Below are 13971 nucleotides of genomic sequence, written 5' to 3'. Positions count from 1 at the left end.
TAGATTACGCAAAAAAGGGTTTTAATGTTGTTCGGCTAAAAGGTGGAGACCCGTATATATTTGGAAGGGGAGCAGAAGAGGCAGAAAAACTATTTGAAAATAACATACCTTTTGAAATTATTCCTGGTGTTAGTTCATTTTACTCTGCTTTAACCTTTGCGGGTATTCCTATTACGTATAGAAAGCTTGCACGTGAATTTCATGTGTTTACTGGGCACACGTGCGATGATGAAGAACTGAATTGGAACATAATTTCTAAACTTGATGGAACTTTAATATTTCTCATGTCTGCCGAAAATATTGAAAGTATCTCACAAAAACTGATTTTACACGGCAAACAGCCTCAAACCCTTGCTGCAGCAATAATTAATGCAACAACTGGTCGGCAAAAAGTAATTAGCGGGTATTTAGAAGACTTTGCAACTGGAAAGTTCAAAAATCAAATTGCACCCCCAATGGTATTTGTAATAGGTGAGGTTATAAAATTTAGAAATAAGCTTTCTTTTTATGAGAGTTTGCCTTTATTTGGTAAGAGAATTTGTATCACACGTCCAAAAAGTGTCTCAAGGAATATAAAAAGTTTGCTATTCAGTCTTGGTGCGGACGTTATTGATGGTTGCTGCTCAAAACTGGTTCTCCATAGGGAGGAGATTGATAAAATTTTAAACTCTTTGCCAGAGTATGATATATTAGTGTTTACAAGTGTAAATGGTGTTGATAGTTTTTTTGACTACTTGATTGAAAAAAATATAGATGTGAGAAACATAAGAGGTGATTTTGCTGCAATAGGAAAAAAAACTGCCCTTTCACTCCAAAAGAGAGGATTTAGAGTAAAATATATTCCAGATGAGCATTCATCAGATGGTTTAATCAAGATTTTTGCAAATGAAGTTGATAGAAGCAAAAAGATACTAACCGTTCAGTCTAAAATAGCAGGAGATTATCTTAAAAATGCCCTCACAAGCTTGGGATTTGAGGTTGACACCATCTTTGCATATTCAATGGAGTTTTTTAAAAACCCAAATGATGCAGTTTACGATTCGGATATATATGTATTTACAAGCTCAGGAATGTTTAGACACTTTATAGAATGCTATGGGAAAGAGATACTTTTTAATAAAATAGTCATTTCAATCGGTGAACACACAAAAAAGACATTAGAAAGTTTTGGTGTTCAAAGTATTACTTGTGATGAGGCAACTGATGAGGGAATAGTAAATAAGATTTTGGAGGTTGTCAAAAATGGAGTTTAAAAGATTAAGAAGATTAAGACAGACAAAGGCTTTAAGAGAACTTTTTTGTGAGACAAGACTCTACAGCAAAGAGTTTATTTTTCCCCTGTTTATCGATGATGGTAAAAACGTGTTTGAAAGAATGCCACAATTAGATGGTATAGTGAAGGTATCTGTTGACAGACTACAAGAGGTCTTGATTGAAGTCAAGAAAGCTGACATTGGCGGTGTAATTTTATTTGGTGTAACTTCACAAAAAGATGAGATGGGTAGTTATGCTACAAAGGATGATGGAGCAGTCCAGCAGGCAATAAGGAAAATAAAAGAATATTCCGAAGATATATTGGTGTTTGCAGATGTGTGCCTTTGTGAGTACACATCTCATGGACATTGCGGTATTTTGCAAGGCGATAAAATAGACAATGATAAGACAATAGAAGTTTTAAGTGAAATAGCACTGTCCTATGCAAAAGCAGGGGCAGATATAATTTGTCCATCTGATATGATGGACGGAAGAGTTGCCGCTATCCGCAAAAAACTTGACAGTCATGGATTTATTTATACTCCCATCATACCATACAGTGCAAAGTTTGCATCCTCACTTTATGCACCATTTAGAGATATAGCAAACTCACGGCCTGCTTTTGGCGACAGAAAAAGTTATCAAATGCCATACCAAAACAAAAGAGAAGCTCTGCGAGAGATAGAAGCTGACATTTCAGAAGGTGCAGATGCAGTAATTATAAAACCTGCTTTGACATCACTTGATGTAATTTCTGCTGCAAAGGAGAAATTTAATATTCCTATTATAGCTTATAATGTTAGTGGCGAGTATGCTATGGTAAAAAGTGCTGGCAAGCTTGGTTTTTTGAATGAAAAAGAGGTTATGATTGAGATATTGACTGCGATAAAGAGAGCAGGTGCTGATGCAATTATAACATACCATGCTTTAGAGGCTGCAAAGATATTGAATGGAAAGGAGCTTTAAAAATGAAACTTGACAAAAGTAAAGAAGTATTTGACAACACCAAAAGATATATACCAGGCGGGGTTAACAGTCCAGTTCGTGCATTTAAAAATTTGAGTATTACACCGCCTGTCATATCAAAAGGAAAAGGCTGCCGTATATTTGATATTGATGGCAATGAATATATTGATTTTGTTCTGTCCTGGGGTGCGATGATATTAGGACATTGTGACCCTGATGTTGTAAATAGGATAAAAGAAGTGGTGGAAGATCAAATGGCATTTGGTGCTCCAACAGAAATAGAGTACAAGATGGCAAAGTTTGTGTGTGAGACAGCCCAAATTGATATGGTTCGATTTGTTAATTCAGGGACAGAAGCTACAATGACTGCTGTAAGGCTTGCAAAAGGCTATACTGGGAAGAAAAAAATAGTGAAATTTGCAGGCTGTTATCATGGTCATCATGACATCTTTCTAAAAGAAGCAGGGTCAGCAGTAGCAGAGCTAAGATTAAAGGGAATTGATGAAGACATTGTACAAAATACAATTGTGGTTGAATACAACAATTTAGATTCAGTAGAAAAAGCTTTTAAAGAAAACAAAGATGAGATAGCAGCTGTTATAATCGAGCCTGTGGCAGGGAATATGGGTGTTGTACCTGCCAAAAAAGAGTTTTTGCAAGCCCTAAGAGAAATTTGCAACCTCCATGGCAGTCTTCTGATTTTCGATGAAGTAATAACTGGTTTTAGACTTTCACTGAAAGGTGCAAGAGCTATATATAATGTTGAGCCGGACCTTATAACTTTTGGAAAGATAATTGGTGGAGGGCTTCCTTGCGGCGCAGTTGGTGGCAAAAAAGAGATAATGCAGTGCTTAGCACCACAAGGAAATGTCTTTCAGGCAGGTACTATGTCGGGCAATCCAATTGTGATGAGTGCAGGTTATGCTACCATCAAGAAGCTTAAAGAAAATCCTGATATTTATACCTATTTAGAATCACTGGCACAAAAACTTGAAGGCAACTTGGCAAAAGTCCTTTCTAATTCCAATTTGACTTTTTGCATCAACAGAGTTGGCTCAATGCTGACAGTCTTCTTTGGAGTTGAGAAGGTTGAAAATTTCGAGATGGCGAAAATGAGCAATTTAAGTATGTTTAAAAAGTTTGCGGAATATATGATAACAAATGGCATTTATATTCCATCTTCTCAGTTTGAAGCAATGTTTTTGTCAAGTGCACATACTGAAAGTGATATAGAAAAGTTTGCTGAGGTTGCTGAAAGTTTTGCAAAGTTTGTAAAGAAACTTTGATGTAGCTTTTTATCAGCTTTGCGAAATGATATTGATATAAAATAAGTTTATGTGTAAAATAAATTCATACAAAATCTATCGAAATAATTTTTATTTGAATAATATGCAGGAGGGTCATATTATGGATACAATAATAGATGAAGCATTAAAAGAAAAATATGAAAATCTCAAAAGTTTTTTGAAAAGCTTAGGAAGTGTTGCTATTGCTTATTCAGGTGGTGTTGACAGTACATTTTTAGTCAAAGTTGCTTATGATGTTTTAGGTGAAAAGGCTTTAGCCGTCACAGCTACATCATCTACTTATCCCAAAAGAGAGTTTGAGGATGCCAAAAAGTTTATAAAAGAGATAGGAGCAAAACATATTATTATAGAATCAGAAGAGCTTGAAATTGAGGGATTTAATAAAAATCCTATTGATAGATGCTATTACTGCAAAAAAGAGCTTTTTGAAAAGATATGGAAAGTAGCAAAGGCACATGGAATTGAGCATGTTGCGGATGGTTCAAACTTTGATGATTTGAATGATTTTAGGCCTGGCATGAAAGCGGCGTGTGAGCTGAATGTGGTAAGTCCACTTAAGGTTGCAAAGCTAACCAAAGAAGATATTAGAAAGCTTTCGAAATATTTAGGACTTCCTACTTGGCAAAAACCGGCATATGCTTGTCTTTCATCAAGAATTCCGTATGGTGAGGAAATTACAAAAGAGAAGCTTGAAATGATAGAAAAGGCTGAAGACTATTTAATTGAACTTGGATTTAGACAGGTAAGAGTCAGGTTTCATGGCAATCAACTTGCCCGGATTGAAATAGGCAAAGAGGAATTTGGCAGGTTTTTAGATGAAAGAATAATTGAGAATGTTAAGAACAAACTAAAAGAGATAGGATTTGTTTATGTAACATTAGATTTAGAAGGTTATAGAACAGGAAGCATGAATCTGAGTATAAAAAATGTTAGTGAAAAGAACTTAAGTGAGGTGTAAAAATGAAAAAACTTATTCCTGAAATCCATCTCAAAAACTGCACTCAAGCTTTGGAATTTTACAAAAATGTATTTAGTGCAGAGGTAAAGAATGTCCAGATGACTGATAACGTTCCAGCATTTCAACAGTACAAAGGAAAAGTACTTCATGCAGAGCTTTTTTTATCCCCAGAATTGGTGGTCTATTTAGCAGATAAATTTGATGATAAACCTGATATTAGCAATATCCACCTTGTTCTTGAATGTGAATCTGAAGAAGAGATAAAAAGAATTTACAATAACCTTGCAGAACAAGGAAGTGTCAAGTTTGAATTACAAAAAACTTTCTGGGGAGCTCTTCATGCAGTGGTGACTGATAAATTTGGTGTTACGTGGGGTTTGAACTACTCTCTCAAATAATTTACTTGAGAATAGCTATTGACAACAATTGTTTTAGATATTATAATATTTGTTGTGCAAAGGGCAAGCAAATAAGAGCGGGTGTAGTTCAATGGTAGAACACCAGCCTTCCAAGCTGGTAGCGTGGGTTCGATTCCCATCACCCGCTCCAGATAAAGAAAGCATACCCCTCAATGGCTAAAGAACCATTGAGGGTTTTTTGTTTTGCATTTATAAAGCAAAATATTCTATTTCGACAAAATATTACATAAAATACTGAAGGATTTTTTGGGGTAATATAGAATTAGAAGTAATATAACTTTCAAATCGAGGTGCAAAAAAATGGATTTTGAAGCAATTATGATGGAAGGGACGCTGATTTTAAAGATAAGAGGTGAACTTGATCAATATAATGCAGATAGATTTCGGTTAAGATTTGACATGAAAATAGTAAGTCCTGAGGTACAAAAAGTGGTAATTGACATCTCAGAGCTTACCTTTATGGACTCATCAGGTGTTGGCTTTCTGGTCGGAAGGTTCAAAACTGCAAGGACTTTTGCAAAAGAACTTGTCTTGGTTTGCAGCTCAAGCTATATCAACAGACTTCTTTCAACTTGTGGAATAGAAAAGCTGATAAAGAAATATACAACTATTGATGAGGCTTTGAGCTAAATTTTTGTAAAATGAAAGGATGTGAAGGAAATACAATGAGAATTTTAAACTATATGGAACTTAAAATTCCTTCTAAATCGCAAAATGAAGCGTTTGCAAGGGTGGCTGTTGCTGCATTTGTTGCCCAGCTTGACCCAACATTGGATGAGGTTACAGAAATCAAGACTGCTGTATCTGAAGCTGTAACAAATTCAATAATTCATGCATATGAGGATAAAATTGGGGAAATAATAATAAAAGGAAAGATTTATGAAAATTTTGTTGTTGAGATTGAGGTAATTGACTTTGGCAAGGGAATTGAAGATGTTGAGCTTGCACGCCAGCCGCTTTTCACGACCAAGCCTGATGAAGAGCGGTCTGGTATGGGTTTTACTGTGATGGAGACGTTTATGGATAAGGTTGAGGTTACATCAGAGGTTGGCAGGGGTACATGTGTGCGGATGTTCAAAGCCATTAAAAAACGAAAGAGCGAGGGAGTGGAAATTGAGCAAAGTTTCCCAGGAGGAATTGATAAGTAAGGCAAAAAACGGTGATAAAAAGGCGCGGCAAGAACTCATTGAAAACAATCTTGCGCTTGTGTGGAGCATTGTCAAAAAGTTTGTAGTCAAAGGAATTGAAGCTGATGATTTGTTCCAGATAGGGTGTATTGGACTTATCAAAGCTGTTGATAGGTTTGACCTAAGCTTCAATGTCAGATTTTCAACATACGCTGTGCCAATGATAATTGGAGAAATAAAAAGGTATTTACGAGATGATGGTAAAATAAAGATTTCACGAAAGATAAAGGAAAACCAGAACAAGCTCAAGAGATTTCGCGATGAGTTTTTATTTCAAAACGGCAGAGAGCCAACAATTAGCGAGATTTCAGAGACAACAGGTTTGAGCCAAGATGATATTTTGCTTTGCATAGATGCATCACTTGATGTCACATCTTTAAATGAGGTTATAAACCAAGAAGAAGGAAAACCTATCACACTTATGGACATCGCAGCTGATGAGGACTACTCAAGCAGACTTTTAGACATAATGGCTTTGAAGGAAGGGTTAAGAAAATTAAAAGGACGTGAACGCTACATAATATTTATGCGCTACTTTAAAAACAAAACACAGTCTGAGATTGCAAAAGAACTCAATATATCACAAGTGCATGTTTCGAGGATTGAAAAAAAAGCCTTGGAAAGGATAAAGAGAGAGTTTCTATGAAAATAATAAAATTTCAGTTTGACACGCAGTCGGAAAAATGCGTGTCTTTTATTTTTTTATATCTGGAATTTTTTAATTGTTTGTGATTTAATATAGATAAAATAAATTAAGTTTTAAACTTTGAGAAATGGAAAGACTAATCCAATTTTTCTTTCCTCGCCGCTGTTCATTTTGTGGTAAGGTGGGAGATGACCCATGTGATGAGTGCAAAAAGTTTATACGGTTTATCCAAGGCAAAACATGCGGAAAATGCGGAATTCCAATTGGTGACTTTGTCTACAGTCTTTGTCCAAACTGTCAAAAAGAAAGTTTTTCCTTTGAAAAGGTCTTTCCCGTTTTTTATTATGAAAGTGTTGTTAGAAAAGGTGTTCATCTTTTCAAGTATAGGGGTTTTTACCAGAATGCTTTAACATTTTCAAATCTGATGGCAAACAAAATAATAAGCTCTAATGTGCACATAGATATTGTAATCCCTGTGCCAATAAGTTATGAGAGGTACTTAAAAAGGGGATATAATCATTCCTACCTTTTAGCAAAGAATATATCAAAAACGTTGGAAGTACCTCTGGTTGATGCTCTAAAAAGAACGCAGACTACAAAGCCCTTTTACAACCTTTCAAAAGAGGAAAGAAGAAGGGAAATAAAAAATAGAATTGCCTTCAAAAAGGGGTATGAAAATATTGTGAAGGGAAAGACAGTTCTACTTGTTGATGATATTTTCACAACTGGAGCAACAGCAGATGAATGCTCAAAGGTGTTGTTAAAAAGTGGTGCGAACAAGGTGTATGTATCTGTTTTAGCAATAACAAAACTATCAAGAGGATAAAAATAGGGGGTTGTGATTAATGGATGTAAGAAATTGTAGAAGGTGTGGGAAGCTTTACCTATATGATGGAATTCCTATCTGTCCTCAGTGTAGAAAAGAAGAAGAAGAGGATTTCAAAAAGGTAAAAGAGTATTTATATGAGCATCCAGGTGCCACATTGCCAGAGGTGTCTAATGCAACAGGTGTGTCACCTGAGAAGATTTTAAGATTTTTAAAAGAGGAAAGACTTGAAATTGTGGGTGAGAGCAATATCATCTTAGAGTGTGAAAGATGCGGAAAAGCTATAAAAACAGGTAGGCTTTGTGATGAGTGCAAAAGAGAGGTTGGAACAAGGTTTTTGAGTTATCTTGACGATAAAAAGCTTCGAGAGAGTATGAAGAAGAACGAGGAGTATGCTAAGAGAAAAGAAGGAGGTTATAGATATCTTTCAAAAGATTTTAAAGAGGACGAGGAAAAATAAAATTCTGTTAAACTTTTTTGCAAATTCTAACGATATATTAAGTGAGGATGTTGAGTGCAAGGGATGGGATTTGCTATGAGGATAGAAGATAGGATGAGGATATTACAGATATACAGTAGCAGCATAAGAGTAAACAAAGTGGAGAAGAAGCAAGATGTAAAAAGTGCAGATAAACTTGAAATCTCAAGTGAAGCAAGGGATTTTCAGGCAATCCTGAATGCTATAAAGTCAACACCTGACATTCGAGAGGAAAAGGTAAATGAAATAAAAAGTAAAATTGAGTCAGGCACTTATAATGTAAGTGCCAAGGACGTTGTGGAAAAACTAATAAGGGAATATAAGCAAGCGAAAAACGCATGGTAAAAAATTTGTCGGTGGCTGCTTTTGAATTTTTAGCAGCCTTTATATTTATTGTATAAAATTTAGTTAGGAAAGAGTTGATTTTCATGAATCAAGATGTAAATAGTGTAATTGAAATTTTAGAAAAAGAACACAACATTTTAAAAGAAATACTTGAAATCTACAGCTCTAAAACAAAATTCATAGTTGAAAATAACATATCAGCCCTCATAGAGCAGTCAACAATTGAAAGACAAAAAGCAGAGGAGATAAACAAGTTAGAAGATTTAAGAGAAGGCTTAATTGCCAAGATATCAAAAGAAAAAAGTGTAGAAATTTCATCACTTGATGACTTAGTAGAAATTTGTGAAGGTCAGCAGAAGCAGAAGTTAATTGACATAAAAAATTCTATTAGTAAGGTTATCAGCGAAATAAAGAATGTAAATGATCTGAATTTAAGGCTTATTCAAACCTCACTTGAATATATAGATTTCATGACAAATTTGATTTCTTCCTATTTCACCGATGACACAACTTACCAAAAAGATGGTCAGAACAAAATCACAAAAAAGAACCTGTTTGATGTAAAGCTTTAAAAAAGTAGCAAAGGAGCTGAAAAAGATGTCTTTTTATGGCCTTGAGATTGCCAGGACAGGAATTTATGTAAATAGAAAAGGGCTTGAGGTTACATCACACAACGTTGCAAATGCTTCAACACCAGGATATACAAGGCAGGTTTTGAATGTAAAGTCAAATCCGCCATCAAGCAAGGTTGGCTTTTATAGCCCCAAATTTCAGGTTGGCATGGGTGCGGATGTTCAGAGCCTTGAGCAGATAAGAGATATGTTTTTGGATATGCAATACAGAAACGAATATTCACGCCAGGGAGAGTACGAAATAAAAGCTGATAACCTGAATTTTATTGAAGCTATATTCAATGAACCGAGTGATACAGGCTTGTCTGCTGTGATAGATCAATTTTTCTCAAGCTTGCAGGAGCTTTCAAAAAATCCAGAGAGCTTAACAGTTAGAGCTTTGGTACGCCAGAGAGCTTCAGCCTTGACTGATGCGATACATAAAATGTACAAACAGCTTGAAGATTTGCAGAGCGAGCTAAATGACCAAGTTTATGACAAGATTTTGGAGATAAACAGCATAGCCTCCCAGATTGCAGATTTGAACAAGCAGATATTTGTTTTAGAACTTCGAGGCGAAAAGGCAAACGACCTTCGCGATCAGCGAAATCTTCTTGTTGACAAGCTCTCAAAGATTGTTGACACAACTGCTTATGAAGACAAAGATGGCAGGTTTATTGTCCAAATAGCAGGTGGAGAGACACTTGTGAATCACTTTACAGTGTATGAGCTTGAGACAGACAAATCGAAAATTATGAGAAAAAGTGGATTCGACTCAAATGGCCAGCCAACAGGGTTTAACCCTGACGACCCACTTTCTCAGCAAAATCTTTACGACGTCCCAGGACTTTTTGTTGTTATGTGGAAGGATACAGGACAGGTTTTGAATATAAAGTCTGGTGAGTTAAAAGGACTTTTGGATATGCGAGATGGTGTTGGTGGTCTTGATGAAGATGCGATTGCCGGTGTTGATGTGCCGAACAAAAATAGCTTTACAGGGATTCCATATTATTTAAATAGATTAAATGAATTTGCAAAAATACTCATTGAAAAGTTTAATGAGCTTCACACGCAAGGATATTCTTTAAATGGACAAAATACGGGGATCAACTTTTTTGAACCGCCTGTCAATTCTGGGGAGTTTTTCTTTGCAAGGTATATTAAAGTCTCAGACGATATAATGAATGATTTGAACAATATTGCAACGACAACTGACCCTGATAATCTTCCAGGTGGTAATGACCTTGTTGTGAAGATGCTACAGCTTAGAAATGATACATCAATCTTTAAAGAAGGTAAATTTGAAGACTTTATAAAATCGCTTATTTCAAATCTTGGTGTTGACTCACAAGGTGCAAAAAACTTTGCAGAAAACCAGAAAGTTATGGTCACCCAGCTTGACAACAGACGTCAGGCTCTATCTGGTGTTTCTATAGATGAAGAAATGACAAATTTAATTAAATACCAGCACGGATTTCAAGCCTCAGCCAGAATGATAAATGCATTTGACGAGATGCTGGATGTACTTATCAATCGGCTTGGAATTGTGGGAAGATAATTTAGTGCTTTGAGGTGAGATAAAATGAGAATTACCAATAATATGATGGTAAACAATTTCCTTATAAACCTTAATAAAAACCTTGCAAGGCTTGACGATTTACAGTACAAGATGGCAACAGGCAAAAAGATTAGATACCCATCTGATGACCCTGTTATAACTGCAAGGTCGCTAAGGCTCAGAACTGACGTTTCTGAAATAGAGCAGCTTCAGAAAAATGTTGATGATGCTACATCTTGGGTTGACATGACAGAAAGTGCTCTTGCGGATATTACAGAATCTTTGCAAAGAATCAGGGAGCTTGCAGTCAGAGGGGCAAATGGGACAAACACCAAAGAGGACATGGCTCAGATTGCAAAAGAGGTCGTGCAGATAAAAGAGCATATAATTCAGGTTGGGAATACAAACTATGCAGGAAGGTATATCTTTTCAGGATTTAAAACAGACACAGCGCCGCTAAACTCTGATGGGTCTTTTTCTGACACAGGTGATTTTTCGTCAAGTGGGGGTTATTCAGTTGACCTTGCAACAGGCAAGAATATAATTAAGTATGAGGTTATGAAAGCAAACTTTATAGAGATAAACAAAACAGCAAATCAAGTTTTCTACATCCAAGGAGAGACAGATGTGAATAAAGGTAATATGTTTAAAGTATTAGATAATTTAATTAATGCATTGAACAATGGTGATGTTAGTACTGTTAACTCTCTTTTGAGCGACATAGACAGGCACATAGACAATGTTGTTGCACAGCGCGGCGATGTTGGTGCGCTTCAGAACAGGCTTGAACTTATTAAAAATAGGCTGAGTGATGACAATGTAAACTTTACTACTTTGCTTTCCAACAATGAAGATGTTGATATGGCAGAGATAATAATGCAGCTAAAGACCGCCGAAAATGTTTACAGAGCAGCACTTCAAACAGGTGCCCACATTTTGCCACCAACACTTTTGGATTTTCTAAGATTCTAAATAGCATTGGGAAGAAAAACTTGGGGAAGTGCTAAAAATGCAAATTGCAAGGATTCAAATTCATCAGGAGTTCGTAAAGGTAAAACTTTCCCAGGAACATGTAAGAGTAAAAATTAACCAAGACAGGTGCTGGGAAGAGGTAAACCTTGGCTCAACAGATTACCTTGTTCGAAAAGCTGCAAAAGAAGGATATGAACAGGTTTTAAGATATATACAAAAGACAGCTGAAAACGGCAACAGACTTGCCAGAATTGAAGATGGTGGAAATCCTATAATTGACATATGTATAGAAGAAGCTTTCCCAACCTATGACTACAATGTTGATGTAATACCAAAAAGCCGCCCAGAGATTTACTTTGAAGGTGGCAAGGTTTATATAGATTTTGAGATGGGTAAGGTTGATGTGAGAATATGAACGGGAAAGAGGTTATAGTAGATAAGATAAGCAAAATAATGTTTAGGATAAAAAGAATAGAAAGATTTAAAAGTATTGCTTTTGTAGATTTTGAAGATAATCGCTATTTAAAATTATAAAAAGGGAGAATAAGAAATGGTAGTTCAAAAGTCTAAAGTCCAGTCAAGGGTATTTGGAGAGCTTGAAGTAAATGAAGAAAATATAATATCCTTTGAAGAAGGTATTCCTGCATTTGAGAACTTAAAAAAATTTGTCATCATAAAAGAAAACGAAAGTCCATTTTACTGGCTTCAATCGGTTGAAGACAAAGATATTGCCTTTGTAATAATCAATCCTTTTGAAATAAAACCAGACTATGAATTTGATATGAGCGATGAAGTTTTGAAAAAGCTTGAGATACAGTCTGAAAGCGATGTTGCAGTTTTTTGCATTGTTGTAATCCCGGAGGATGTAAAACAAACAAGGGTAAATCTCAAAGCTCCAATTATTATAAATGTGAACAAGAAAAAGGGTATGCAATATCTTTTAGATGATGAAAGGTATCCTCTGAGATATTACCTCTTTGAAAATTCAAATTCAAACCCGCAGAAATGAGGTATATAAAAGATGCTTGTTCTTTCGCGAAAAACTGGCGACCAGATCTTAATTGGAGAGGATATAATCATAAAAGTCATCAGCATAGAAAAAGATAGCGTAAAACTTGGAATAGATGCCCCAAAAAATATAAAGGTTTTGCGATATGAGCTACTTCAAGAGGTAAAGAGCGAAAATGTTGAAGCGTTGCAGGGAAGAGAGAGACTCAATAAGATTAAAGATTTAAAGGAGATTTTGTTCGATGAGCAAGGATGAAATTGAAAGAATCAAAAAAGTTAAGAAGAATTCCTTATGGCAGGTCGAAACCTGCCTTTTTTATTTTTTGGGATTATTTTATTTGGATAGGCTCAAAATTTTAAAGTATACTTTAAAAAATTAGCTTGAAAATACAAAGTATACTTTATATTTTTGGGCTAAAAATTAAAAGTATACATTACAAAATGCAAAAATATTTTGAAAGCAAAGCAGAGAAGATATATATCTGACCCAGCTATTAGAAATACAGTTTTGATGATAGATATCTTTTTACCGACAGCAAAGAACTTGGAATTATAGTTAGTGAAGAAAAAATTTTTCTTTACCCTCTAAACTTTTAAAACCGTCTTACCGATAATCTTATTGAAAACAAAATAAAGCTTCACAGGGACGTGAAGCTAAAAAATTAAATTCAGGGAGGGTGTTTTAAGATGCGTATTAATAATAACATTCAAGCGCTTAATACTTATAACAGGTTGACAATCAACAATGATGCTTTATCAAAATCACTTGAAAAGCTTTCATCTGGTATGAGAATCAACAGAGCGGGCGATGATGCAGCAGGCTTGGCAATTTCAGAAAAGATGAGAGGACAGATCCGTGGTTTGAACCAAGCACAAAGAAATGCTCAAGATGGTATATCATTGATTCAAACAGCTGAGGGAGCACTTAATGAGATCCATTCAATCCTACAGAGAATGAGAGAGCTTGCAGTACAATCTGCGAACGATACCAATACAGCTGATGATAGAAATGCTCTACAACTTGAAGTTGAGCAGTTGATAAACGAAATTGACAGGATTGCAAATAATACTGAATTTAACACATTAAAGATTGTATCGGGAAGTTTTGCATCAACTGCTTTGGTATTTCACGTTGGTGCAAATTCGTCGCAAACTATAACGTTGACTATATCAGCTGTAAATGCTTCTTCTGTCGGGGTAAGTGGAGTTGATATTTCTACTCAAACTGGTGCAGATGCTGCTATTTCTACGATTGATAGTGGTATCAAATATATTTCTGAGTTGAGAGCTAAACTTGGTGCTTATCAAAACAGATTAGAGCATACAATTAATAACCTAGGAACATCTGCAGAAAACTTGACTGCTGCAGAAAGCCGAATTAGGGATGTTGATATGGCGAAGGAAATGATGGCATTTACAAAGAATAATATATTAAT

General features: G+C 35.5%; 19 protein-coding genes and 1 tRNA gene. All 20 read left to right on the top strand.

Annotation, left to right across the window (positions count from 1 at the left end; genetic code table 11):
- A partial coding sequence (locus H964_RS04105; RefSeq protein ID WP_039764890.1) for a uroporphyrinogen-III synthase occupies positions 1-1253 on the top strand: 1253 nt, incomplete at its 5' end.
- Positions 1243-2220, top strand: a complete 978-nt coding sequence (hemB, locus tag H964_RS04100) for a porphobilinogen synthase (protein ID WP_039764887.1) — start codon at positions 1243-1245, stop codon at positions 2218-2220. The genes H964_RS04105 and hemB, both read left to right, overlap by 11 nt.
- Before the next feature lie 2 nt (positions 2221-2222).
- Entirely contained in the window at positions 2223-3506 is a 1284-nt protein-coding gene (gene hemL, locus H964_RS04095) for a glutamate-1-semialdehyde 2,1-aminomutase (protein WP_039764885.1), read from the top strand.
- Between the two features lie 121 nt (positions 3507-3627).
- Positions 3628-4485 carry an ATP-dependent sacrificial sulfur transferase LarE gene (larE, locus tag H964_RS04090; protein WP_039764882.1) on the top strand — a complete coding sequence of 286 codons (858 nt, stop codon included), beginning with the start codon at positions 3628-3630 and terminating at the stop codon, positions 4483-4485.
- A gap of 2 nt (positions 4486-4487) precedes the next feature.
- Positions 4488-4883, top strand: a complete 396-nt coding sequence (locus tag H964_RS04085) for a VOC family protein (protein ID WP_039764880.1) — start codon at positions 4488-4490, stop codon at positions 4881-4883.
- Between the two features lie 77 nt (positions 4884-4960).
- A tRNA-Gly gene (locus tag H964_RS04080) sits at positions 4961-5034 on the top strand.
- Between the two features lie 170 nt (positions 5035-5204).
- Positions 5205-5534 carry an STAS domain-containing protein gene (locus H964_RS04075; protein ID WP_039764877.1) on the top strand — a complete coding sequence of 110 codons (330 nt, stop codon included), beginning with the start codon at positions 5205-5207 and terminating at the stop codon, positions 5532-5534.
- Positions 5535-5569: 35 nt separating this feature from the next.
- Positions 5570-6052: an anti-sigma F factor gene (spoIIAB, locus tag H964_RS04070; RefSeq protein WP_039764895.1), complete on the top strand. Its 483-nt coding sequence runs from the start codon at positions 5570-5572 to the stop codon at positions 6050-6052.
- Complete coding sequence (locus H964_RS04065) at positions 6018-6737, top strand: SigF/SigG family RNA polymerase sporulation sigma factor (RefSeq protein WP_051109302.1); 720 nt, start codon at positions 6018-6020, stop codon at positions 6735-6737. Before spoIIAB ends, H964_RS04065 begins: the two co-directional genes overlap by 35 nt.
- A 127-nt stretch (positions 6738-6864) precedes the next feature.
- Positions 6865-7563: a ComF family protein gene (locus H964_RS04060; protein WP_039764872.1), complete on the top strand. Its 699-nt coding sequence runs from the start codon at positions 6865-6867 to the stop codon at positions 7561-7563.
- A gap of 19 nt (positions 7564-7582) precedes the next feature.
- Complete coding sequence (locus H964_RS04055; RefSeq protein WP_039764870.1) at positions 7583-8023, top strand: TIGR03826 family flagellar region protein; 441 nt, start codon at positions 7583-7585, stop codon at positions 8021-8023.
- A 75-nt stretch (positions 8024-8098) separates the two neighbouring features.
- Positions 8099-8386, top strand: a complete 288-nt coding sequence (flgM, locus tag H964_RS04050; RefSeq protein ID WP_039764893.1) for a flagellar biosynthesis anti-sigma factor FlgM — start codon at positions 8099-8101, stop codon at positions 8384-8386.
- An 83-nt stretch (positions 8387-8469) separates the two neighbouring features.
- Positions 8470-8958, top strand: coding sequence for a flagellar protein FlgN (locus H964_RS04045; protein ID WP_039764868.1), 489 nt, complete (start codon positions 8470-8472; stop codon positions 8956-8958).
- Positions 8959-8983: 25 nt separating this feature from the next.
- Positions 8984-10555, top strand: coding sequence for a flagellar hook-associated protein FlgK (flgK, locus tag H964_RS04040; RefSeq protein WP_039764865.1), 1572 nt, complete (start codon positions 8984-8986; stop codon positions 10553-10555).
- Positions 10556-10579: 24 nt separating this feature from the next.
- Entirely contained in the window at positions 10580-11527 is a 948-nt protein-coding gene (gene flgL / locus H964_RS04035; protein WP_039764864.1) for a flagellar hook-associated protein FlgL, read from the top strand.
- A 37-nt stretch (positions 11528-11564) separates the two neighbouring features.
- A complete protein-coding gene (locus H964_RS04030; protein ID WP_039764862.1) occupies positions 11565-11942 on the top strand; it encodes a DUF6470 family protein in 378 nt (125 codons plus the stop codon).
- Entirely contained in the window at positions 11939-12061 is a 123-nt protein-coding gene (locus H964_RS13160) for a hypothetical protein (RefSeq protein ID WP_272943678.1), read from the top strand. Before H964_RS04030 ends, H964_RS13160 begins: the two co-directional genes overlap by 4 nt.
- A 16-nt stretch (positions 12062-12077) precedes the next feature.
- The gene (fliW, locus tag H964_RS04025; RefSeq protein WP_039764860.1) at positions 12078-12536 is read left to right on the top strand and encodes a flagellar assembly protein FliW; all 459 of its coding nucleotides are present in this window, start codon (positions 12078-12080) and stop codon (positions 12534-12536) included.
- A 12-nt stretch (positions 12537-12548) separates the two neighbouring features.
- Positions 12549-12791: a carbon storage regulator CsrA gene (gene csrA, locus H964_RS04020; protein WP_039764858.1), complete on the top strand. Its 243-nt coding sequence runs from the start codon at positions 12549-12551 to the stop codon at positions 12789-12791.
- Positions 12792-13222: 431 nt separating this feature from the next.
- Positions 13223-13971 (top strand): flagellin N-terminal helical domain-containing protein (locus H964_RS04015; RefSeq protein WP_039764855.1); only part of this gene is annotated, 749 nt, incomplete at its 3' end.

This window comes from Caldicellulosiruptor sp. F32 (genome assembly GCF_000404025.1).
Classification (GTDB): Bacteria; Bacillota; Thermoanaerobacteria; order Caldicellulosiruptorales; family Caldicellulosiruptoraceae; genus Caldicellulosiruptor; species Caldicellulosiruptor saccharolyticus.
This window is presented reverse-complemented; position numbering and strand designations above follow the sequence as displayed.

Excerpts from the sequence above, each read along its gene's own strand:
- H964_RS04075 (WP_039764877.1), top strand. The coding sequence starts at position 5,205 with ATGGATTTTGAAGCAATTATGATGGAAGGGACGCTGATTTTAAAGATA.
- spoIIAB (WP_039764895.1), top strand. The coding sequence starts at position 5,570 with ATGAGAATTTTAAACTATATGGAACTTAAAATTCCTTCTAAATCGCAA.
- flgM (WP_039764893.1), top strand. The coding sequence starts at position 8,099 with ATGAGGATAGAAGATAGGATGAGGATATTACAGATATACAGTAGCAGC.
- larE (WP_039764882.1), top strand. The coding sequence starts at position 3,628 with ATGGATACAATAATAGATGAAGCATTAAAAGAAAAATATGAAAATCTC.
- flgK (WP_039764865.1), top strand. The coding sequence starts at position 8,984 with ATGTCTTTTTATGGCCTTGAGATTGCCAGGACAGGAATTTATGTAAAT.
- hemB (WP_039764887.1), top strand. The coding sequence starts at position 1,243 with ATGGAGTTTAAAAGATTAAGAAGATTAAGACAGACAAAGGCTTTAAGA.
- H964_RS04055 (WP_039764870.1), top strand. The coding sequence starts at position 7,583 with ATGGATGTAAGAAATTGTAGAAGGTGTGGGAAGCTTTACCTATATGAT.
- H964_RS04060 (WP_039764872.1), top strand. The coding sequence starts at position 6,865 with ATGGAAAGACTAATCCAATTTTTCTTTCCTCGCCGCTGTTCATTTTGT.
- H964_RS13160 (WP_272943678.1), top strand. The coding sequence starts at position 11,939 with ATGAACGGGAAAGAGGTTATAGTAGATAAGATAAGCAAAATAATGTTT.
- hemL (WP_039764885.1), top strand. The coding sequence starts at position 2,223 with ATGAAACTTGACAAAAGTAAAGAAGTATTTGACAACACCAAAAGATAT.
- H964_RS04030 (WP_039764862.1), top strand. The coding sequence starts at position 11,565 with ATGCAAATTGCAAGGATTCAAATTCATCAGGAGTTCGTAAAGGTAAAA.
- H964_RS04085 (WP_039764880.1), top strand. The coding sequence starts at position 4,488 with ATGAAAAAACTTATTCCTGAAATCCATCTCAAAAACTGCACTCAAGCT.
- csrA (WP_039764858.1), top strand. The coding sequence starts at position 12,549 with ATGCTTGTTCTTTCGCGAAAAACTGGCGACCAGATCTTAATTGGAGAG.
- H964_RS04045 (WP_039764868.1), top strand. The coding sequence starts at position 8,470 with ATGAATCAAGATGTAAATAGTGTAATTGAAATTTTAGAAAAAGAACAC.
- fliW (WP_039764860.1), top strand. The coding sequence starts at position 12,078 with ATGGTAGTTCAAAAGTCTAAAGTCCAGTCAAGGGTATTTGGAGAGCTT.
- flgL (WP_039764864.1), top strand. The coding sequence starts at position 10,580 with ATGAGAATTACCAATAATATGATGGTAAACAATTTCCTTATAAACCTT.